General features: G+C 54.0%; 22 protein-coding genes and 2 pseudogenes. 15 read left to right on the top strand and 9 right to left on the bottom strand.

Going from position 1 to position 20295, the window contains the following annotated elements:
* Positions 1–100: 100 nt before the first annotated feature.
* Positions 101–1195 (bottom strand): hypothetical protein, encoded by a 1095-nt coding sequence (locus PMI40_RS24400; protein ID WP_008116874.1) that lies wholly within the window; start codon positions 1193–1195, stop codon positions 101–103.
* A 426-nt stretch (positions 1196–1621) separates the two neighbouring features.
* Here PMI40_RS24400 and PMI40_RS24015 point away from each other — a divergent pair, with 426 nt between their 5' ends.
* Positions 1622–1921 (top strand): hypothetical protein, encoded by a 300-nt coding sequence (locus tag PMI40_RS24015; protein ID WP_157221567.1) that lies wholly within the window; start codon positions 1622–1624, stop codon positions 1919–1921.
* Positions 1867–2600, top strand: a pseudogene (locus PMI40_RS14895) (IS3 family transposase); the annotation flags it as partial. The gene PMI40_RS24015 and the pseudogene PMI40_RS14895, both read left to right, overlap by 55 nt.
* 137 nt (positions 2601–2737) lie before the next feature.
* Here PMI40_RS14895 and PMI40_RS14890 read toward each other — a convergent pair.
* A complete protein-coding gene (locus PMI40_RS14890) occupies positions 2738–3661 on the bottom strand; it encodes a LysR family transcriptional regulator (protein WP_008116871.1) in 924 nt (307 codons plus the stop codon).
* A gap of 48 nt (positions 3662–3709) precedes the next feature.
* On the bottom strand, positions 3710–4687 hold the full coding sequence (locus PMI40_RS14885; RefSeq protein WP_008116870.1) for a quinone oxidoreductase: 978 nt from the start codon (positions 4685–4687) through the stop codon (positions 3710–3712).
* Between the two features lie 415 nt (positions 4688–5102).
* On the opposite strand from PMI40_RS14885, the gene PMI40_RS14880 reads away from it, so the two are divergent.
* From PMI40_RS14880 to PMI40_RS14860, 5 genes are read left to right on the top strand one after another with little or no spacing between them, the layout of a single operon-like run.
* Complete coding sequence (locus tag PMI40_RS14880) at positions 5103–5519, top strand: PAAR domain-containing protein (RefSeq protein ID WP_008116868.1); 417 nt, start codon at positions 5103–5105, stop codon at positions 5517–5519.
* Positions 5516–6019, top strand: coding sequence for a DUF4123 domain-containing protein (locus PMI40_RS14875; RefSeq protein ID WP_008116866.1), 504 nt, complete (start codon positions 5516–5518; stop codon positions 6017–6019). The genes PMI40_RS14880 and PMI40_RS14875 overlap by 4 nt, the downstream gene beginning before the upstream one ends.
* Positions 6003–6377, top strand: a complete 375-nt coding sequence (locus PMI40_RS14870; RefSeq protein ID WP_040502121.1) for a hypothetical protein — start codon at positions 6003–6005, stop codon at positions 6375–6377. Before PMI40_RS14875 ends, PMI40_RS14870 begins: the two co-directional genes overlap by 17 nt.
* A complete protein-coding gene (locus tag PMI40_RS24395) occupies positions 6371–6961 on the top strand; it encodes a Tox-REase-5 domain-containing protein (RefSeq protein ID WP_008116861.1) in 591 nt (196 codons plus the stop codon). The genes PMI40_RS14870 and PMI40_RS24395 overlap by 7 nt, the downstream gene beginning before the upstream one ends.
* A 3-nt stretch (positions 6962–6964) precedes the next feature.
* Entirely contained in the window at positions 6965–7687 is a 723-nt protein-coding gene (locus PMI40_RS14860; RefSeq protein WP_040502113.1) for an Imm52 family immunity protein, read from the top strand.
* Positions 7688–7883: 196 nt separating this feature from the next.
* On the opposite strand, the pseudogene PMI40_RS14850 reads toward PMI40_RS14860, so the two are convergent.
* Both PMI40_RS14850 and PMI40_RS24010 read right to left on the bottom strand, forming a co-directional pair.
* Positions 7884–8278 (bottom strand): annotated as a pseudogene (locus PMI40_RS14850) (capsid portal protein); the annotation flags it as partial.
* A gap of 593 nt (positions 8279–8871) precedes the next feature.
* Positions 8872–9594, bottom strand: coding sequence for a hypothetical protein (locus tag PMI40_RS24010; RefSeq protein ID WP_157221566.1), 723 nt, complete (start codon positions 9592–9594; stop codon positions 8872–8874).
* A gap of 490 nt (positions 9595–10084) precedes the next feature.
* Here PMI40_RS24010 and PMI40_RS14845 point away from each other — a divergent pair, with 490 nt between their 5' ends.
* Both PMI40_RS14845 and PMI40_RS14840 read left to right on the top strand, forming a co-directional pair.
* Positions 10085–11089, top strand: a complete 1005-nt coding sequence (locus PMI40_RS14845; protein ID WP_162130381.1) for a hypothetical protein — start codon at positions 10085–10087, stop codon at positions 11087–11089.
* A 591-nt stretch (positions 11090–11680) separates the two neighbouring features.
* Positions 11681–13909, top strand: coding sequence for a DotA/TraY family protein (locus PMI40_RS14840; protein WP_238540957.1), 2229 nt, complete (start codon positions 11681–11683; stop codon positions 13907–13909).
* A 5-nt stretch (positions 13910–13914) separates the two neighbouring features.
* On the opposite strand, the gene PMI40_RS24005 is transcribed toward PMI40_RS14840, so the two are convergent.
* Positions 13915–14241, bottom strand: a complete 327-nt coding sequence (locus PMI40_RS24005; protein ID WP_157221564.1) for a hypothetical protein — start codon at positions 14239–14241, stop codon at positions 13915–13917.
* A 159-nt stretch (positions 14242–14400) separates the two neighbouring features.
* Between PMI40_RS24005 and PMI40_RS23320 the strand changes: the two genes are divergently transcribed.
* The 6 genes from PMI40_RS23320 to PMI40_RS14820 all read left to right on the top strand — a co-directional run bounded on the left by PMI40_RS23320 (position 14401) and on the right by PMI40_RS14820 (position 18505).
* Positions 14401–15432, top strand: a complete 1032-nt coding sequence (locus tag PMI40_RS23320) for a site-specific integrase (RefSeq protein WP_008116849.1) — start codon at positions 14401–14403, stop codon at positions 15430–15432.
* Between the two features lie 667 nt (positions 15433–16099).
* Positions 16100–16792: an HNH endonuclease gene (locus PMI40_RS14830; protein ID WP_238540956.1), complete on the top strand. Its 693-nt coding sequence runs from the start codon at positions 16100–16102 to the stop codon at positions 16790–16792.
* Between the two features lie 133 nt (positions 16793–16925).
* Positions 16926–17093: a hypothetical protein gene (locus PMI40_RS24000; protein WP_157221563.1), complete on the top strand. Its 168-nt coding sequence runs from the start codon at positions 16926–16928 to the stop codon at positions 17091–17093.
* Positions 17094–17410: 317 nt separating this feature from the next.
* Positions 17411–17869, top strand: coding sequence for a hypothetical protein (locus PMI40_RS14825; RefSeq protein ID WP_157221562.1), 459 nt, complete (start codon positions 17411–17413; stop codon positions 17867–17869).
* Positions 17870–17973: 104 nt separating this feature from the next.
* Positions 17974–18216, top strand: a complete 243-nt coding sequence (locus tag PMI40_RS23995) for a hypothetical protein (RefSeq protein ID WP_008116843.1) — start codon at positions 17974–17976, stop codon at positions 18214–18216.
* 10 nt (positions 18217–18226) lie between these two features.
* Positions 18227–18505, top strand: coding sequence for a hypothetical protein (locus PMI40_RS14820; protein WP_040502106.1), 279 nt, complete (start codon positions 18227–18229; stop codon positions 18503–18505).
* Positions 18506–18691: 186 nt separating this feature from the next.
* Here PMI40_RS14820 and PMI40_RS14815 read toward each other — a convergent pair whose 3' ends face one another.
* The 3 genes from PMI40_RS14815 to PMI40_RS23315 form a co-directional block, all read right to left on the bottom strand.
* A complete protein-coding gene (locus PMI40_RS14815) occupies positions 18692–19168 on the bottom strand; it encodes a 3'-5' exoribonuclease (protein ID WP_040502105.1) in 477 nt (158 codons plus the stop codon).
* A gap of 223 nt (positions 19169–19391) precedes the next feature.
* Entirely contained in the window at positions 19392–19667 is a 276-nt protein-coding gene (locus PMI40_RS23990) for a hypothetical protein (RefSeq protein WP_157221561.1), read from the bottom strand.
* Between the two features lie 245 nt (positions 19668–19912).
* Positions 19913–20295, bottom strand: a 383-nt coding sequence (locus PMI40_RS23315) for a tyrosine-type recombinase/integrase (RefSeq protein ID WP_157221560.1), incomplete at its 5' end; no start/stop codon positions are given.

Here is a 20295-nt window from a genome sequence, read left to right as displayed (position 1 = left end):
CCAGGGCCTGGCGTACTGCCTGCAGCCATGTCCGGCGCGCCCCGAGGAGATCCTCCAGCGGACGCTGCCCGGCGCCGATCAGGTAGTAGCCGACATGGGATTAGCGGTCTTCGGCCCCCAATGCCTGGCAGGCGTTGCCGGCCGAGTCGATGGCCGCGGCGGCGACATCGGACTCGTCACGTCCGGTGCTGCGCGCTATTTTCTCGACCGCATGGCGATACCGGTCGCGGGTGGCAAAATCCATTCGTGCATAGGCGCCGGCCGGATCGTCGCGCAACGTGCGATCTACCTTGCTCATGGTCTCGACGAAGTCACGCCAATCCATCTGGCCAAGGAAACGCAGCGATCCGATGCTGTTGCTGATCGAGACCTGGTCTGCGGCCTGTTGTTGGCTTTCGTGCTGGATCAACTGATCGATGCTGTAGCCCGATTCCGCCAGGCGTTGGGATAGCCAGGTCAGCGGCAAGCTCAGCGCCGCGCCCTTTGCCTGCAGGCGCCTTACCAATTCGGCGACGAAGGAGCTCTGCAGCTGTGGCTTGGAACGCGCCATGTCGGCCACGATCAGGATCAGTTCGGCCGGGTTCTTCTGCGCCACCTCCAGTATGGCGTCGGCCCAGTCGTGGGCCAGGTTGCGGTGTTGCCTGGTCTGTGCCAGTCGTGCCGCGATCCGCCGCAGGTTTTCTATCAGCGCCAGTCTGAGCATGATGGGGATCGCCCACAATTCGCCGATCTTCAATGTCGCAAGATGCTGATAAGCACTGACGAAGCGGCTCAGGATGTCCGGATCGATCCGGCCGTCGCCGTGCGCAATGGTTTGCAGTGCGATGTCATAGACGCGCGGCTGGTCCTTTTGGCCTTCGTTGTCCAGGCGCGGCAATGCCTTGCTGTAGTTCTTGGGAAGGTGGCGCTTGGCAATGCGTATCTGCTCATCGATCAGGTAGATGTTGTCCAGCAGCCATTCGGCTGCGGGTGTCACCTGCCGTCCGGCCTTGACGGCATCGCCCAGGAGCGCGCAGGTGGCGTTGATCAGCGCCTGGTTGTCGGCCAGTCGTTGCAGCAGCCTGTCGCTGCCCCGGTTCGAGCCGAGCCGGTGTTCTATGGCCAGTTGCATCCCATACTGTTCCATTTGCTGGGCACTGAACAGTTCGTCGCGCAGGGGAAGCTCTTCCTCGAGGCAGGAATGGTCTGGATTCACGGTTTTGGATCTTTCACTTGGCCATCGCAAACCGTGGCCTGAGAGCCCGATGATTGCCGACAGGGTGGGGTGGATAGGGACAACGATGGCGCGGTAGGCACGCTATTCGATCGCCAGCATCGCGCCGGCGGCGGTTGATTGACTATAGCCTAGGGCTGTCGATCTATCTGTGTGCTAGCGCACTTAGTAACGTTTTTATTCGATGCCGCTGCCTTTCATCGATGGCTCGCCTCCGGTTGCGCCTGAGGATGACGGTTCTATAGTCGTTGCACCTACATCTAACGCTTCACGGAGCGCGCAGCATTCGTTATCACCTCCGGCGCGTGTTGGCTTTTTCGGCATCGTCATGAAAGAGGGAGTGCGAAGGACATCGCCGCCTGTCCGAAAAAACGCCATCGATTGGCGATTGGCGTGTCGAGGAAAGAAATGCCTGACCCCCTCAATCCCGATGGCGAACTTGGCAGAAAACGCCAGCGACGCCGCGACTCGGTTGCCTCCCACGCAGGCGTGCCGCCCGGTACAACCGATACACAGCAAGGCCCGCTTGCATGCGAGCTCACCCATCTCGAACAAGAGTGCCATGAAGTACGGCGCATGGATGCCGTGCAACGAACCGATGCGGGGCAGGGCTTGGCCCTGCAGGTGCGGCACCAGGCACGTAACCGGGAGGTGCGACCTACAAGCCACTGCAGCCGGAAAAAGATCGCGATCTGGCCGCAAAATTGATTGCGGCTTCACAGGAAGTACCGCGCTTCGGATATCGCCGGGTGTCGGCCTGGCTGACGCTTGGGCAGGCGCGTGTTCGACGGCTATGGAGCGCGCTGAAGCTAAGCATCCCCCGCAAACGACCTTGTCGGCGCTGTTGTGGCGATGACGTGCGACTGCCGGGCGCTACGAAGCCCAATTCCGTGTGGAGCTACGACTTCGTACACGACCAGATGGTTGATGGCCGTTCGTTGAAGATGCTGTGCGTAATCGATGAATACACGCGGGAGTGCTTGGCCATTGAGGTTGGCGCCAGCTTGCATTCGCAAGATGTGATCCTGACGCTCTCCAGACTGATGCGTCTGCATGAGAACCAGTGTACGTAGGATCAAATAACGGGGCCGAATTCACAGCAGCCAAAGTGATGCGTTGGCTGAGGGATGCCTTGGTCGGGCCAGCCTTTATCGCGCCGGGCAGTCCTTGGCAGAACGGATTCGTTGAGGGCTTTAACGGTAAGTACGCGAGGAATTGCTCAACCGAGAATGTTTCGCAGCTGTGCCGAGGCCAAGGTCTTGATTGAAAAATGGCGCCATTTCTAAAACGAACGCAGGCCACACAGTGCACATCATTACCAACTGCCAGCCACGATACGTCGAGCATGTCGGATTCCGATAGGATCGACGACAGACTCACTACTTAACTGGCTACAAATTAGCGCCGCAGGTCAGAGTCTGCCGAGTGTCCTTATACAGTTTCATAAGGTCGGAAATCAGCCAGCAGCGGTCATAGCTACTGCGCCTGCCGGATTCGGTGAGCAAAGATTTCTGTTGGAAGAGCTTATTCGATCAGCCAAGGCGGGGCGGGCTGAAGTCGTTTTTCAATCCACTGTTTGAAGGTCTTAACTTTAGCCGCCGCATGACTCACAGACGGCCTTACAAAGTAAACGCCTGACTTGGCATCCAGCTCCCAATCTGGCAAAACCTGCTGCAGACCCCCCGAACGAATTTCCCGACTTACCAGCCAGTAACCGCAAGCTAAAATTCCCACGCCGGCGATGGCTGCAGCCAGAAGCGCTTCGTTGTCGTTGCTGGTCATGTTGCCCCTTACCGGGACTGATTCGCAAGTCGTTCCTCGATACAGCTTCCAAGCAGGGAAGGAAGTAAGTCCGGTAAAACCCAGGCAGTTGTGGAATGTCAGCTGGGATGGGGACTGCGGAACACCGCGCTGCTTTAAGTAGGACGGGGAAGCGCAAAGGATCCTGTGATTCTCACACAGCCTCGTCGCCCTGAGCCGGCTGTCCGGAAGTTCGCCGATGCGGATCGCGGCATCGAAGCCTTCGGTGATGATGTCGACAAATTTTTCGGAATACTCGGCATGCAGTGAAAGGTTAGGATGCTCCCGGACGAATTCCGCTAGCAGCGGCGCGAGCCAAATACGGCCCATCGCCGTAGGCAGTGCCAGCCGTAATGTCCCCTGGGCTTGGTGGGAATTGGCCGCTACTTCAGCATCTGCATCCAATAAGGCCGTTCGGACGGAATCTAGGCGCTGGATATACTGTAGGCCGGCTTCAGTAAAACGTACTTGCCGGGTAGTTCGTTCCACCAAACGTACCCCGAGCCTGGATTCGAGCTCCGCAACACGTTTCGAGATTACAGTTGGATGTCGCTGCAAAAGCTTTCCGGCCGCCACAAACGAAGTGCCTTCGTTAAGGGCCAGAAGCGCTGCGATTTGGTCACTGTTTTTGCTATCGAATGGGTTCATAGAAAATCTCCGTCGCGCAGTTGCGCAGGCGACGGAGCTATGTTCCCGTCAAGGGCGAAGTATAACCGCGCCTTCTGCTTCCCCACTCTGCAGTAGCTTATGTGCTTGCGCCACTTCATCGAGGCGGTAGCTGTGACGGGCCACTGGCCGGATGACTCCGTCGGCGAATGCGGCCAGAACCCTGGCCGCTCGGGCCTGGTATTCTGCATTGTCAGCGGTGTAGATCGCCAGTGAGGGACGAGTCAGAAAGAGCGCCCCCTTGGCATTCAATGTCCCGATTTCCAACGCAGGCGGTGCACCGGAGGTCATTCCCATGGAAACCATCATTCCGCGCGGACGCAGGCAGTCAAGCGAGGCTTGGAAGGATACCTTGCCCACGCCGTCATAGACAACATCGACTTTCTGACCTCTGGTGATATCGGCGACGTTCTCGGCCAGGGTCGCGGCATCAAATACCAGAACCTCGTCGCATCCAGCCTTCCTGGCGCGCTCCACGCTGGACGATTTTGACACCACGCCGATGACGTAGGCACCTAGCCGTTTTGCCCATGGAACCATGATCTGTCCAACAGCACCGGAAGCACCGTAGAGAAGAATGCGAGTACCCGGGCCCACAGGATATACCGAACTGAGGAGATACTCTGCGGTAATGCCTTTGAACATCAGCGACGCCGCACCCTCGTCGCTCAAGTCATCGGGAAGCTTAACCAGCCTCTCTCCAGGATAGAGCCTGCCGCTTGCGTATGCGCCGATGGGCCCCATCATGTAGGCGACCCGGTCTCCCTCCTTGAACCCGGAGACCTTGGCGCCGACTGCGGCGACGACCCCGGCGGCCTCCCAACCCAGACCGGTAGGAACCTGTCGGAGCGGCGCCTGCCCTGCGCGCTGGCTCACATCAAGGGGATTGACGCCTACTGCGGTCTGGTTGATCCAGACTTCGCCCTGACCTGGGGTTTGTTCTTTCACCGGCTCCAACCGCAATACTTCCAGTCCGCCCGTTTGTTCAATAAATGCACGCGTTGCCATAAAGTCCTCCAAATGATGAGGATCACTTTAGTGCATGGAGCAGGCTCCATCTATACGGTCTGATGCATTAGATAGCTGCGACATATACAGCAATTAAGAGAAATTCCTTGCATCAGTTGCAAGCTCAATGTGGTCGGACGCCGTAGTCATCTTGCAAAAGGACCTATGTAGCGGGCAGGCGCGGGGTGGGGGCAACCGCGCGCGCGAGGCCGGAATGGCACTATTTTGATATCACTTTGATAATTATTCATTAGTCTCACGGGTTCGCGGTGATCCCTTCTGCGCCTCTCTACCGGCCCGCCACACGTCTCAAATGAAATTCTCGCCTGCTGGGAACATTCAATGTCGCAACCCATCAAAATGCCCATTAAAGCTCATCGGCGCATTGTGTCGAAGACAACATCGGGGAGGGAGCGTGACTCGTCCATTCATCACTGTCGGGGACAAGACCAGCCATGGCGGCACTGTCATTTCCGGCGATCAGAGTTTCCTGTTGCACGGAAAGGCGGTCGCCCGCGTTGGTGACCTCACTACCTGTCCGCGATGCAAAGGCACGTTTCCGATTGCCAACGGCGCCGGCGATATGACATCGATGGGCCAGGCGCCCGCCCGTGAAGGTGACAAGACCGCCTGCGGCGCGACGCTTATTGCCAGCCAGGCCGTGAGCACACATGCGGAAGAATCGAGTTCGGGCCGCTCTGCCAGCTCATCCGCAGCAATGGATACGGCATCCGCCGCGTCACTCACCGAGGACGCCAAGGAGTCCGGTATCTGCCTGAGCTGCATGGTCGCCGCGGCCAAGTCGGGCGCATCCATGATCGTGCGCGAATGATCGACCAACTCAATGCCCGCTTAGCGCAACTCGGCGCTCCCTCGCTGCATCTGCATGCGCTGGTCGACGGTTTGCAGTATCAGGAACACGTCACCGGCGAAACGCTGGGTGCGCAGCCCGGGGCGCTGGCGTTGTTGCATGGTACGGCAGACGGTGCGCTAGCCGATGCCGGCCCATGGTTGATTGATCCGAAGACTGCCAGTGCCGGGCTGGTCAAGCAGATCGAACAGCTCGAGTTCGCCGCGCATGCGGTCACGTGGATCATCACGCCACTCGATATCGAGTCCCTTGGCGCGGCGCTGCGGCAGCGGCTGGATGTGCACTTGCCCGATGGCCGTACCGCCATGCTGCGGTTTTGGGACCCGCGCGTGCTGGCAACCATCGCGCAAGACATGGACGACGACCAGCGCCGTCAATTCTTCGGCGACATCGTCGAGTGGCATCTGCTGCTCAATGGTCGTCGCGTTCATATCGGCCGCCATCATGCTGACACTCACTGAAGCCCAATATCAAAAATTCCTCGCGCGCGATGTACAGAACTTCATCGCGGCGGTGGCGGATCAGTTCCTGTCCGAGCGCGAAGACATGCGCACAGACCCCGGACGTGAAGAAGTCCTCAAGCGCATGCAGGCGGCCTATGACAATGGCCGCCATCTCGGTTTCGCATCCACGGGGCATCTGATCTACATGATGTATATGTCGGCGGACTATCCCGCGCTGTTCGAGCGGCCGGGAGCGCAGCGTTATCTCAGCAAGCCCGGTGCCACGCCGGAACAGCGCCTGGATGAGATGAAAGCCGTGCTGCGCCACCTGGGCACCACAGCCAAACAACGTGAGGAAGAGAGTCGAGCATGGTAGCGTTGCCCATCATTCCGCTGGCCGGCGAGGTCCTCACCTGGCTTGGCATTGGTGCGGCCGCCACCGCGACCGGCGTCGGGACCGCCACCATCTTAGATCGCAACAAGAAAGCAGAAGAGGCGCAGAGTTCGGCGTTAGGAAAGGTTGATGTCGCGACGCAGTCGAAAGAAAAATGCAAAGATTGCCCGCCGACCGCTGGATTTCTATCGCACCCCAATCACAGCATGTCCGATGCATCACGTGCCTATCAGGCCAGGGTGACCGGATATGCGCCCGGAACCGAATGGAACTACATGGGAAGGGAGTTCGATGGTTTTCACGCAGATCGCTGCTTACTGCAAGAAGCGAAAGCATTGTTCACCAATTTTTTCGATGATAGAGAATTGAAGCCCAAAACGTTCTATGTGCTCAGTGGGAAATACGACAAATTGATTGAGCAAGCTACTGCGCAGCATGGAATCGTGATGAAAAGTCCGCCTGCGGCTCTGGATTGGTATTTCATGGAGGAAACCATGTACCTGTGCATGAAGCGCGAATTCCGAACGCTCGGTTTATACCGTATCAATTCTTTTTATAAGCCATAAGTCATGGACCTCTCACTTTCATATCGTTCAATGCTGCCCACCCTGCCGGCTGCGTCAGTACAGATCAACGACGTGTGGCGTGTGGCGATGGTTTTAGCTGGTCTCGGACTGCCGCTGGACGATTGGTGCCCTCCAGCGGACACACCAGAAGATGCTTTGCGAAATCGAGCTTTTGAGCAAGACGGCCCGTCGGCGGCTGCATTGGCGATTTTCAAAGAAAAGGACCGCGGTCGGACCAATGAAGACATGCGATCCATCGTCGTTTGGAACGGCATAGAAAAAGATGGATTGATGCTCATGCGGCATCTGTTGTTCAGCACCGAGTCGCCTACTAACTCCACGTTCAGCCTGGAATGGTCCAAGGTGCCTGCGCTGGCCGAAAAAAAGAGCGTCGTGCGGCTCATCGAATCGCTTTTGCCTATCTGGCCGGCACCCTTTGTTTCTGTGAGCGAAGCAAGATACGAAGCAATCCATAAAGTGTTTGATGATCGGCCTGGAGTCGGCTGGATGCTTTATCTTCCTCGCACAATCAACACGCAACAGGTGCCCGAGGCGCAAGAACTGATCGCCGTCCATGACAAGGACGGGGGGCAGCAGGGCACTATCATCGTGAGCATCCGCGACGAGCCCTTCTCTGTAGACAACGAAGAGCACATCAAGGTCGCGGCGTCCATTGAAATGCGTCTCGTCGAGCACGACCTGCTGCCGCGGTATAGCGACCTATAGTCAACATCCCCCAGCGCATGCGGTCATAGTCATCCCGGCAATCCGCATCGCAAAACAATGCCTGCGGTGATACATGCTCGTCGCAGAAGTGGCACCGGCAATCCGGTAAAAGCTCCGGCGCCCGCCGCACAGCCGCCAGGCCGGCCGCGATGGTGCGATAGATTCTGCTGTCTGCGTTGTCGGCGTGATCGCATGGTTATTTTCCCTCGCTGGTTGGCAGTTGGTAAGGTTTGAAGCGGACGACCTCTTGGCCGGCCCACTCATTCAAGGAAAGAAACTGCGCCTGCAACGGCTCGATCTCATTGCAGCCGAAGACGGCGGCCGCCTTGGTCACGTCGCCGAAGCCGCCAGTGTTGTTGGGCATGGTGCCCAGCAGTTGCGGCGGCACGCGGTGCGCCGCCAGCACGTCGTCGCGCGTGCAGTTCTTGATGCTGAAAAATTCATCCTTGGCCGCGATCTCGGACACCGGCAGGATTTGCAGACCGTCCTTTTCCCGCCCGGGGCATAGACGAACAGGTTGCGGAAGTTGCCCGGCCCCTTGCTGTTGCGCATGGCCTCGCGCAGCTTGTCCACGTCGTTGACGTTGCTGGCGGGTCGGTCAGCCGCTCACGTATGAAACATTGCGCAGCCGCTTCGATAAGGCCCGGGAGGATGCCGGCATACCATTTACCGATTTCCAGTTCCGCGATCTGCGGGCGTAGGCCGGCACCGACAAGACAGAAGCAGAAGGGGGCGGGCAGCGCAAGGCCAGCTTGGTCACGGCAGCGTGATGACTACTGAAATCTATGTGCGAAGACGACGGGACCAAAAGGTAACGCCCACGAAATGAATGAGCCGCATTCGGGCGGCTTTTTTGAGCCTTGGTTTGGGCCGGGCACAATGCCAGCGAAATTTCGTCCGGCGCACGTAAATGAAAAAATCGCGGAGCAAGACCAGAATTGCGAAGCAAAAAAAAGCGGCCTGCATCGCTGCAAGCCGCTCTGGTACTGGTGCTGATGGGCGGAATCGAACCGTCGACCTACTGATTACGAATCGAACGTTTTGCCGTTAATTAACAATGGATTATATTGGGTTCTCTTTATTACGTAAGTATTTAGATTGCATTCATTTCACTTCGATTATATTCCGATAGCAGGACAAATGTGGCGCTGGTGTGGCAAATATATACTTCGAATTGAATCTGCTCATGCCCGGCTGTTCAGGCAGATTTCCTGAAAGAAGTAATCTAGCAAGTGGATAGCATTTGTCTTAGCTGCAATGCGCTGTTCGTCGTATTGCTTGAGTAATTTCATTGCACGGCTCTTGTCCTCCGCCGCTATTTCTGCCCGCCAATGAGGCTCAATCGGTTTTCCCCACCGCTTCTGACGCTTCCATCGATGAAGGATTGTGTGAGCGAGTTCTTCTTCTCGAATATAGCCGAGTGCTGTTAAAGCTTCGCCGAGCAAGAATCTAGTTGTGTCCTCGTCTCCGTCTACTTCAAACCAGCCTAAATCGTGTGCTCTTTCTACGCATTGACGTGCGGTAGAGAAGGTAAGCCTACGAGAAGCTGGTTCCGCAACTCGAACACGTTCTTTATCAGGAAGTTTTACGTCGTTTAGGTGCACATCAACATTGTTGTGGTCGGTCCACTTCATGTATTGATATATGAGATTTTCGGAATATCCGCCATCTTCTGCCACCCCCAGGCCAATCAAAGATTGAAATCTACCGAAGGAAATCGCCTCGCCGTAGGTCTCGTCCGCGCAATCTTTTAACCACAGCAACAGTGCAGATGTCTTGACTCGGGATAGCAGGCCTCGAGGCTCTTTGTTCTTTGCACGCCTGTGCATTCTCGCGATGATACGGTCTTCAAATACCGGTCCGCGATTATCAGGCATTAGCGCATCAAGGATCTGAGAATGATTCATAAGATTTCGCACTTCTGCTTAGTGACCGCCAAATGCTATCAGTGGAACACTTAGTTTGAAAGATTTTTGTAGCTTTGTGGCTATTCATTGATAACCGAGGCGAGTTTATGAAAGAGCGAGATTTTTCGTTAGCGGAAAAAATTGCAAAGTTACCAGATCAAGCTTGGGTAACGGCAGAAGAAGTCAGTGCCTTAACGGGTATAGGCTTAACGACTATCCGGCAAAGAAAAGTTGCGCTACCTCCTGCTGATAGCCGTTTCACGATACGGCGCTGGTCGATGGGAGCTATCCGTAATTGGATGAAGGAGGGTGAAAATGCATCGGAGAGCAACACCGATAGGGGGGCAGCTGTAGCTTCCATCGCTAGAAGCTCGTCACGTTCCACGAAAGGTGAACGTTAATGGGGCGCCAGCGAATTATCTCGGATTCGTTTTGGACGGACCCGGATCTCATTAATCTCACCACCGAAGATCGTATGTGCTTAGTTCTAATGATGACTAATCAAGATACAAACATCATCGGGATTTACCGTACGGTTTGGCGTGTCGTCGGTGCAGGAATGGGCTGGAGTGAAGCGCAAACACTCTTAGCTGCTCGAGACCTTATGGCGAAGGGACATGTTGAAATTGACGAAGCTACTGGCTGGGTCTGGGTAAAAGAATGGTGGAAACACAACTATATTCGCGGCGCGTTCGTAGGGAATGTGAAAGGGAAGGCTCTGAAGGAGATGTCCCAAATTCCAGAAAAATGGAAGCGCCCGGCATATGAATCGTTCCTCAGATTTGATGAAGACGGGACTGTCGCCGAAGCGCTGAGCGTCCTTACTGCTTCTGAAAGCGGCGCGGCGAAAGGCTATAACGCGCTCTTCGGGCAGCAGCCCCTTGAAGAAATCGGTTCCAGCTTAGCAAGGATCCCCTACCGAGGGCATCGTGACGGGCTTCCAAGCACCTCCCAAGGGGCACCCGGTAACCATACCCCTAACCATATTTTTACGCCTATCTCTACCACCACTCAAGGGAATGGACTGCAACCTGGTGGTGGTGATTTTGAACAGGTCTCGCTTGAAGATCTCGTCAATGCGGCCTTATGGGCCGCAGAGAAGGGAAAAACAATCAAGAATGTTGGCGGATATCGAAGAAAAGTCAGAAACCGGCTGTTGGAGCAGGGGCCGAACAGAACTGATTTCGAAACTCTTAGCGCTTGGCGAAATGCGGTCGAAAAAGCCACTTCACGCGATGACCACGCCCAAAAAACTCTTGCCCAGCAAGAGGCTGCAAACGCTGAAATAGCCGCCAAGTACCGCGCTGCTCAGATTCGATTTGAAGCATTAGCAGCTGATGACCGCCAAGTGGCTATCGACGAATTTAAACGCTGCGTAGTCGAGCGAAGCGCGACCTTACAGCGCTTTTATGCCAAGCAGGGGCTTGTACATAAAGCTGTCCACGCTGCGTTCATTCAGTTTTTCAGCGATGCGAACAGAGGGGACTCGGCGTGAAAGCTGTTACTGCACCTATCCTGTTGATTCTCAATTTCTGCTTCGGTGGGGCCGCCCTAGCCCAATTCAGTCAAGGGAAGCCTTCACAAGCCCAGGAAGAATGCGAGAAAGCCGCAAGAGAGGCCCCTGCGTGCGGGCCCAACAACACATGTGCAGAACGCAAATTGAAAGAGGCAGAGCGGTGGTGCATTCAGTGGATTCGCGAGAATACACCGCCGCCCCCCGCTACTCCTCTAAGCAGCACTGCCATCGGGACAAATTCAAAATGACGCGCTTATTCCAATGGGTCTGTTTCGCATTTCTACGTATTTGGGATAGCCACAGATTCGAATCCTTAACCTTCAAGCTGTGGGCGTATTTTCTGTTATTAACCGGTATTGTTGCCCCTCTTGGTCAGCATCGATTGTGTTTACGAGGTGCGTTCGAAGAATGGGAACATGGTTGGTTGTTTTTTCCAATGGCCGCAGGCACGTCCGTCATCGCGTTCTATCAGTTGGGTACGCCGTGGGCCATATTGTCGTACTGGCTGCTTTGGACTTTCGATGCGTTTTCCGTTCCATTTCTGATCTATCGAGGAAAAAAATGAGGCGCATGCTCACGGCATTCTTGCTTCTGGCATTCGCTACATCGGCGTTGGCTGGTTCAGGAAATACAACGATGGCACAATTTACACCACCCGCAGGTGATACGTCGGTCGACTTTCTGCGAGAGGTGTTCGGCGATATCGTCGGCCTCATCGCGTCAGGGGGCAAGGCCTCAGCCGCACCGACTGATACGGTGCTCGGGTCCATGATGGCAATCTTCAACACAGCTGTTCTCTTTGTCGGCATGCTTTTCGTCGGCTACACGACCGTCAAGGGGACGGTCGACTCGGCGCACGATGGGGAGCTGCTTGGTAGGAAGATGTCATCGATCTGGATCCCCTTGCGCACCGTTGGCGGTACGGCGCTGCTTCTACCACTCAGTTCAGGCTTTTCGCTGATCCAGATCGGCATCCTGTGGCTCGCCCTGCAGGGCGTCGGTATAGCCGACAAAATGTGGAACGCCGCAATCGAGCAAATGAGCCGAGACAACATGATCTCGCGGCCGATGATTCCAGACTCCAGGCCGCTGGCAGCAAACGTTCTGCGGTTCGAGGTCTGCGCCGCAGCGATGAATAAGCAATACAGCGAGTCCGGCCGCGCTACGCGCATCGAGCCTGCAACATCGCAGCAGGTCATGATGAATTCTGGCGAACTGCTCAACTACGACGTGTTCGATCTGGCCCCGCCGGTGGCCATGTACACGACGGCAAAGAACTTCTCCAATGCAACTTACAGCGTCACCAAGTACACCTGGAACGCTAACGACAACAGCTACATCAACAAGAACGTGTGCGGTGGTGTCTCTTGGAAGCAGTCTTATGAGGCCTCCGAAGGCAACAGCAACACCAAGGTCCTGAAAGAGCCAATTCTGGCTGCGCACGCCGCGGCGCTTCAGTCGATGATCAAGGAGCTTCAGCCTGTCGCAAATCAAATCGTGACTGGTGACAAGCCCACCGCCGGCGCAATCGATACAGCCGCCAACAACTACGAAAACGCGCTGCGCACAGCGGCCAAAAACGCGGTCAACCAGACGAACGATCGGGCGCGATCCGACTTTCTGGCAGCGGCCAAAGATGGCGGCTGGATCTATGCCGGCACCTGGTACAACCACATCGTGAAAATGAACGATGTGATGCAATCCACGCTGAATGGCCTTCCCACATCGGATCCTATCGCGATCAACGACAAGGAAACACAGGAGGTCCTCCAGACCTACAAAGACGCAATGGCAGTCGCCGACGAATACGCCAAGCATCGTTCCGACAGCGTGCGCCAGGTCTACTACACGGAAACCGACGTGCGGCTGCCCCAAGCGGGCGAAGGTGCTTGGGAGTATGTGCGCAAGCTGCTGTCAGCCCCCTTCATGGGCGGCATCAATCAGATGACCCAGGAGATCGCCGGCTCGAACCTGAATCACATGAGTCAGATGAAGTCGTTCGGCGACACCATCGTAGGTATCGGTGAAGGATGTCTTGCGGCGGTGGCCAGCGCAGCTGGCGTGGCAAGCTCGGTCGTCGCAAAGGGGACCATCGGGCTAGCCTTTGATGTCGGAGCCGTGCTGCAGGTTCTATCTGGAGTGGTGACTACTCTGGCTATCGCTTTGTTTTTCTTTGGGGTGGTTCTTTCCACTTATATCCCAATGATCCCGTTCATCACCTGGATGACCTCTGTCGTCAATTGGTTTGTTCTCGTCCTGGAATCGGTTATCGCCGGTCCGCTTTTCGCCGTTGCCCACATCCATCCGGATGGGGATGATGCCGTAGGTAAGGCTGGTCCTGGCTGGATGATGGTCCTCTCGTTAGTCATGCGACCAAGCTTGATGTTGTTTGGCCTTCTCGGATCGATGCTACTTACGCAGCCAGTTACCGGAATGATTAATAGCTCCTTCATGAGCGTAGTAGCCGGCGTTCAAGCGGACTCAACAACAGGGATAGTATCTTTTATTGCTTTTATAACAATTTATGCGACACTCATGACCACTGTCGTTCATCTAGCCTTCTCATTGATTCACTTCATTCCGGACAACATCATGCGCTGGCTCGGCCAAGCCTCGGGAGCGCTTGCCGGTGCAGAACGTGCGGGGGAGGAAAGCCATCAGATTTTCGTGGGGGGCGTTAGGGAAGCGCGGCATGGTCTAGGCGGCTCGCTAGGGGGAATAGGTACAAACAATCCCGACAAACCTCCCCAAGCTAGCCACAAAGCGACCCCGTCCAATAAAGATCTTCTCGGCGACTGACATTTTTATCGTCGGGGAGAGACCTGATTTGTGACCTGGTTGTAGTCAAAGCCTTTCTCTGCAAAAGCTTGAGCGCGAGCATTGTTTAGAAATTTCTCGGCTTCCGTCGAATTGAGCAATGGATGCGAGGGCGCAACTTGTTTCAATGCATCCCGAAGGGCTTTGGCATATGCAATCGTTACGCTTCGCTCGACCTCCTCGTTGACAAGCTTTGTTTCGAGTCGGCCGGAAAATTCCTGCCACCGTCCAGCGGTGTTTTGCGCTCGCTTCGCTGCTGCAACAGCAGCGGCACTTCCGGCCGCCATACCATTTGAGTAGTCCCGATTGCTCATTTGATCTCCGCACCAAATTTATGTCGTCACGATAGCAGTGCGAGCTCCTAATTTCAACATCAGTGCTCAGCAACTCAAATGACATTCTCTGTCGAGACAGAGAATGTGGTGCCGGCCCAATATTCAATAAGAAAATCAAGCTACAGATAGGAGCACCAAATGATCGATCAGCGCTCGAAAAAATATCTTAATGACGACATTCTTCCCATTATCGAAACCATAAAAAAGGAATTGGAGTTCGATACAACGTCTGAGGAAACAAAGGCCGCTTATGAAGCCGAGATACGCCGCACGATCTCGAAACTTGCGGCTAGAGGAGAAAACAGTGCGGGCGCACTCTTTTCTGCACTGTCAGAAACAAGAAGTAAGGCGACGTACTATCGCCGTCGGGCCGCGACAAATCACTTCCTGAGATCCAACTTCGCAACGCTTCTGGCAAAGCTAGATGCCGCTACTGCCGATGGCGAGATCGCCAGAATTTGTAAATCGATCAATTTCATCGCCGACATTAAAAGATTGATGATAATGAAGGCCGGGACTTGTCATATAAGAGATCCGAAAGCCCGAGTTTCCAAACGGGGCATGCTCGGTGGTCTGTCAAAGGACGGTGACTTTCGCGAAAAACTATATGAGCAGTTCCGGGGAAGCAAGTATCAGCTTGCGTTTTTGCTCGCCGCCGTAAGCGGGTCAAGGCCGCAAGAGCTGCAGAATGGGCTTCAAGTACGCCTCGAAGACCAGATCTTGAGCATTAAAATCATCGGAAGTAAGGTTAAAGAAACCCAAGGTCAGGAATTCAGGGTCATTGAATATGATTTGAGTCACGATTCCCCACACTTTTTGCTTTCCGAGATCGTGCGCTTGATCGGTGCCGAAGCCGCACACGGCACTATTGTTTCGGTTGATTCGAAGGTCAATTTCACTTCCGCCTTGAGGCGGGCGGGAAAGGTTCTTTGGCCCCGAAAAAAGGACGTGACACCCTACGTTCTTAGGCACGCAATTGCATCTCAATGGAAGCAAACACTTGATCCTGATGATGTCTCGACCGCGTTGGGGCATGTGTCGGCTAAGACACGAACTCGATACGGGCAAGCACAATTAATGCGCGGCGGGGGAAATTTAACGCCAGTGTCTGTACGAGGATCAAGTCCCGTACGCTCCACAAGCCAGGCTAGATCATTCAACATTAAATGAAGCCTAACCAGAGTCACATTGACGCCGTATTCTACTGCCCGCTCTCAACCAGAGTCACATTGACTTCTATTTTTTTACAGGACGACTTCAATACACATTATTCTGCTTAAATTTTGAGCAAAGTAGAGTCACATTGCCTCGATCAGTTTCGTATTAATGAAATGGCATCCGAAGTATGGGTTTAGAGTCACATTGACGCTCGGATTCAAATAGGCGGTCCGCCGGGATAAATTCGCTATTTGTTCTTCTCAAACGGTTCATGAGGATCACTAAATAATGTCCGAAGACGCATAAGGATCTGGCCGGTATGTGACGTGATGAGGATATACCCCGAAAGATCATGCATTTTTGGGCAAAAAAAGGTATTTGGATAACCTGGCATGGGGGCGTGATCAGATCAGGCGTACCAATTTCACTGACGTAGCGTTGTGGCTCATCCTTTTCGTGAACGCCAGGATCGACCTGGTGTTATTCTATTCAGCGAAATCGTGAGCTAAGCACCCAATCTCGAGCCCGGCCAGGTCAGCCTCACGATCTGAACGAAATTGAATCATTTGGGGTCGCCAAAGGGTGTAATGGAAACGCCGGTGCGCCGGCGTTCAGAGAAACATGTACGGTGATGAAGGGAGGGCCTGTGCACGCAAATCTCGCACGGCTGAGGAATGCGTTGAACGAGTGGCTAATCACCGAAGATCTCTTAGGTGATGCCACGTTTTATACCGATGTAGAGTGGCGTGCGCGTGGCGAACAATTCCACGAAGAATCGCGGTTGGTTTTGGTGATCGACGGCAGCGCACTACACACAATGTTGAACTACGGTGGAGATACATCGGAGTTCGACGATCTCATTGAGTCGTTCGGATTTTGGTACGAGCTGGGTTATTCCTGGAGCGTGGGCTTCAACGTCGAAGAGGGCTACGACTACTCACCGGCCCAAGGATCTTATTTAAGGAAGCTGCAAGACCCGCGCTGGCAACGTAAGGCGAGGCTAGTCAAAGATCGTGCCGGCCATTCATGCCAAGACTGCGGCAAAGGCGAAGCACTCGATGCACATCATTGTTACTACACGAGTATGCGATACGGCTTCGAACCTTGGGAGTACCCGCTTGGTGCGTTTCGTGCACTGTGCCGAACGTGCCACGAGGCACGTGAACGTGTAGAGATCCGAATGAGGGCGTTCATGGCCTCGTTGACTCAAAATGAAATGGAGTCAGTCCGCGCTGGTTTGGGGCATGCCCACTACTGGTATAAGCCAGAGTCGGTGTCGTCGTTCCTAGCAGCGTTGGGGCCAGAAGAGCGGCATATCCAAAGCGGATTGGAGCACCTTCGTTTGGGACGAACTGACGCGGAACCACTGTAAGTCGCCGGACGCATTGGAAAACGCTTGCGCCGCCGGCGAGGTCGCCAGGTGTGCCACAGCTCTACCCATCGCCTGCTAGACGGGCTTTTCGCATTGAGAGAGGTTGGCATGGTGCTGACCAGGAAGGAATGAGATGACAACACGCAGCGAAGCGTTTAAAGCCGCACAAGAGGCGGCAAGAAATAAAGATGGCCTTACTGAAAAGCGTTGGACAATTCAGCATGAAATGGAGCGCCAAGGATTCGTATACGACTCGACAAAGGGCGAACCTGATGTCGAAAATGCATACTCGCCTAAATAGCGCGGAAAGCGCTTGGCATCTGTGGCCAGGTGCATTGCGAGGGCCTGCGCGGTGCCGGCCAAGAAAGAATGGCGTCAAAGCATGAGCGAACAAGTCATCGAAAAACTGCGCTGCACTCCGTAAGGGCGATACTACTTTAGTAGTGCAGGCGTTCAATGTATGGTTTTTTGCAACTGAGCCGGACTTCCCGGCTTCTTGCGCACAAGCCCTGTAAGCCGAATATCCAGGCGTCTCAAGTGACAATGCACAGCGGAAAAAGCTAACCGGCCATAAGTTTCTTGAAGATGTCCTTGCGAGAAAATTCATCTAGGAAAATGATGACTGAAGAATATGCATATAAAGACGCGTCTGGTCGGTGGGTGCCTGGGTATTCAACGCGACAGGACGCTATTAAGGCGGGCTTAACTAACGGCAGAACGCAAATCACGACCGCAAAACTAGAAATCGAATGCCCGTCGTACTTTGCTCGCTTTGAGGCCAAAACCATTTTGGCCCGCATGATTTCTGGGCTTCAAAATGGTGAAAAAATCGGAAAGCTAGTCGATAGTAAAGCGGCAGTAGAGTTTCTCAAAAAGATCGAGAATGCGGAAATGGAATTTCCGGGGCCATCGCCACGAGAGTATGAGCTTCAAATCGACCTTATGAACCGTCTACAAAATTCCGTCGCAACATGGGTATCCGACAACAAGCTGGACTTTGATCGGCCAAAATTCATCGCTTATATGTCGGAAGAATTGCATGTGGCGGGCCCCGATCTGGATATCCAATTGCTCTAGGAAATCGCCGATGCCGGCGGCGAGCGCCAGGTACTGACCATGAAGAGTCGGCGCGAGCCGTCGTTACAAAACTGATAATGCCGCTTCGGTGGATTAGGAGAATCATGAGCGAATATAAATCAACGACCACTGCATATATTGGTGATCCGGCTGCACTCAAAGACCACTCGTTCCGCGAGATCGAAAAAAGTTTGTCCATGGCGCTAAGTCAGCTTTCTGGTCAAGAGCTGGTCGTGGAGCTCAATAATTTCAATTTAATTCCTGATGGTCTCCCATTTGGAAAGGCTCAGGTCAACTTCAATGTTGCCGTTAGGAGCCAAACCAAAGAAGTAGAAGCGCCTTTCTGATCGAAGAACCATGAAAGAGGTTGACGATAGAGTCCGTGTCTCGAAGTTAAGTGTTGTCCCGGTGACGAAAGATGGCCTGCGCTCATTTGCGCGAGTCGATGTGGAATTTATCTCTGATAGCTGTACCGACGGACCAGCTGATTCAGTGCGCATCGAGATCAATTTCAATGTCGACCAACTGACATTGGACCAGATCAAGGATTTTGCGATCATGCACGCAAAGTCCTTGATGAACCGATGTGTCACTGATGCTCATCTCAAGGTTGGCGACCAACGTCTGATGGATTGAAAGGAACAAGGAAAATATGTTTCAGCGATTCAAAGACTGGCTGGCTTGTCGTTTTGGTCTACACCAGTGGATTCGAGGACATGGATATCATTACATTCTGAACGACAGCGGCGAACATTTTTACGAATGTCGTCGATGCAGAAAAACACATGCAGCTCGGATATCACACGAAAAATACTGAACGCTTCAACTAGTGACGCTCTGGCGCTCTCGAAATGCATACCGATTTGCCCGAGCGTCATAGAGCGCATGATGCTCAGGCAATTTATTCTTCTTATGGAAAGAATAACGAAGTAACTCGTTGATATTTCGTGCGATCAGCCGCGGACAACACCAGTCTGGAACTTGGTAGTCCATTGCGTCATTAAACAAGTCCCAGTCGGTCTGGAAATCAAAGCAAATTTCGACGATTTCGCCATCGTGCCTAATGAGAATGAGCCAGTTGAGAATTCTGTGCTTAAGCTCTTCAAAAGGGCAATGTGCATCCTCTATTGAGCCAAGCAAGGGGATGACTGCCTCACGAACGAATGCGCTGCAAGCAGCATCTGGGTAAGGCACCTCCATGTAAAACTCTTCCCCAGTTTCTGCCACCATGCCAAGGCTAATGAGGTGACAATCGAGAAAGTCAGTAAATTCAGTATCGATGAAAATTTTACGAGCCATGACATTGCCTAGGAATCTCTATGGTTGGAAATGCTCCGCTGTTGGGTAAGGCAGCCTTTCCCTTAAACACCTCGATCCCACTGCCGAACCCGCAGCCTACCGACATGGCTTCAGTGCTACTAGCCCATGAAGCGGCTTCGCGCTAAGCGCGAAGTAAGATCCGGTAGGTGCCGACCATGTTGGCACCGTAGCCCGGGCTTAAGCATGGGCTAGACGCACCGCACTACAAACCTGCAGCAAGATTCGACGCAAAAAGGCCGAAGGCGGCCCCAGCTAGCGGCGAAATTGCTGACAGCATTTTGATCTGCCTGGCAACTACGCTATGCAGCCGGTCTCGGTCAATGCAGACAGCGACAACATCGTCGATTGCTGGGCGAAGTAATTGGACAAGCGATTCCAATACCTGCTCGTCAATTTCTAGGCCTTCGCTTACTTCGCAAAGCACGTCTTCAATCACGATATTGTGAACATGAGCTTTTGCTAAAATTGCCTCAGCCATGGTACCTCCTATGTAGGTAGTATGGTTAGAAATAGGCTGTAGTGGCTGCTGCAGCCTATTTCGCATAGTTGCTTGATGCCCCATGGGTATTCACCTTTGGCCCCATGGTTTTTCACCTCTTGCTCCGAAATTCAGCGTGAAAGTCGTTACCAGCGTATCGAGATATAGGGGGCGGTAGAAAATTGACTGACAAGTCATCTCCCCCATGCTTTTTCACCTTTTCTCTATAAAAATTCCTAGGCCATTTATCCCAGACGGGATAACAGGTGATCTACCGACAGGTGGGTGTATCGCATCAGCATAGCTGCGGTCTTATGGCCGGTTATTCCGGCCACGTCGACTAAAGTGAGGCCTTTTTCAAACAGTCTGCTCGTGGCTTCATGTCTCAGGTCGTGCCAATGTAGATCGTATATCTGCAGCTTCAGTAAGCAGCGTTTCCAAACGCAAACCAAAGCATTTTGCGTTGAGGGGAAGACGCGGTTATCTACTCGCGGCAGTTGCTCCAAAATTCTGACTGCCGATGTAGACAGCGCCACGGCAGGGGGTACGCCTTTATTTCCGATTCTCCGGAGTTCTATTGGGATGTTGATCACTCTGCGAGGAAGATCGGTAATCCCCCCATTTCTCA

The organism is Herbaspirillum sp. YR522 (assembly GCF_000282575.1).
Lineage (GTDB): Bacteria > Pseudomonadota > Gammaproteobacteria > Burkholderiales > Burkholderiaceae_D > Herbaspirillum.
This window is presented reverse-complemented; position numbering and strand designations above follow the sequence as displayed.

Excerpts from the sequence above, each read along its gene's own strand:
- PMI40_RS24015 (WP_157221567.1), top strand. The coding sequence starts at position 1,622 with ATGCCTGACCCCCTCAATCCCGATGGCGAACTTGGCAGAAAACGCCAG.
- PMI40_RS14890 (WP_008116871.1), bottom strand. The coding sequence starts at position 3,661 with ATGAACCCATTCGATAGCAAAAACAGTGACCAAATCGCAGCGCTTCTG.
- PMI40_RS14885 (WP_008116870.1), bottom strand. The coding sequence starts at position 4,687 with ATGGCAACGCGTGCATTTATTGAACAAACGGGCGGACTGGAAGTATTG.
- PMI40_RS14875 (WP_008116866.1), top strand. The coding sequence starts at position 5,516 with ATGATCGACCAACTCAATGCCCGCTTAGCGCAACTCGGCGCTCCCTCG.
- PMI40_RS14870 (WP_040502121.1), top strand. The coding sequence starts at position 6,003 with ATGCTGACACTCACTGAAGCCCAATATCAAAAATTCCTCGCGCGCGAT.
- PMI40_RS24395 (WP_008116861.1), top strand. The coding sequence starts at position 6,371 with ATGGTAGCGTTGCCCATCATTCCGCTGGCCGGCGAGGTCCTCACCTGG.
- PMI40_RS14860 (WP_040502113.1), top strand. The coding sequence starts at position 6,965 with ATGGACCTCTCACTTTCATATCGTTCAATGCTGCCCACCCTGCCGGCT.
- PMI40_RS24010 (WP_157221566.1), bottom strand. The coding sequence starts at position 9,594 with ATGAATCATTCTCAGATCCTTGATGCGCTAATGCCTGATAATCGCGGA.
- PMI40_RS14845 (WP_162130381.1), top strand. The coding sequence starts at position 10,085 with ATGATGACTAATCAAGATACAAACATCATCGGGATTTACCGTACGGTT.
- PMI40_RS14840 (WP_238540957.1), top strand. The coding sequence starts at position 11,681 with ATGCTCACGGCATTCTTGCTTCTGGCATTCGCTACATCGGCGTTGGCT.
- PMI40_RS24005 (WP_157221564.1), bottom strand. The coding sequence starts at position 14,241 with ATGAGCAATCGGGACTACTCAAATGGTATGGCGGCCGGAAGTGCCGCT.
- PMI40_RS23320 (WP_008116849.1), top strand. The coding sequence starts at position 14,401 with ATGATCGATCAGCGCTCGAAAAAATATCTTAATGACGACATTCTTCCC.
- PMI40_RS24000 (WP_157221563.1), top strand. The coding sequence starts at position 16,926 with ATGACAACACGCAGCGAAGCGTTTAAAGCCGCACAAGAGGCGGCAAGA.
- PMI40_RS14825 (WP_157221562.1), top strand. The coding sequence starts at position 17,411 with ATGACTGAAGAATATGCATATAAAGACGCGTCTGGTCGGTGGGTGCCT.
- PMI40_RS23995 (WP_008116843.1), top strand. The coding sequence starts at position 17,974 with ATGAGCGAATATAAATCAACGACCACTGCATATATTGGTGATCCGGCT.
- PMI40_RS14820 (WP_040502106.1), top strand. The coding sequence starts at position 18,227 with ATGAAAGAGGTTGACGATAGAGTCCGTGTCTCGAAGTTAAGTGTTGTC.
- PMI40_RS14815 (WP_040502105.1), bottom strand. The coding sequence starts at position 19,168 with ATGGCTCGTAAAATTTTCATCGATACTGAATTTACTGACTTTCTCGAT.
- PMI40_RS23990 (WP_157221561.1), bottom strand. The coding sequence starts at position 19,667 with ATGGCTGAGGCAATTTTAGCAAAAGCTCATGTTCACAATATCGTGATT.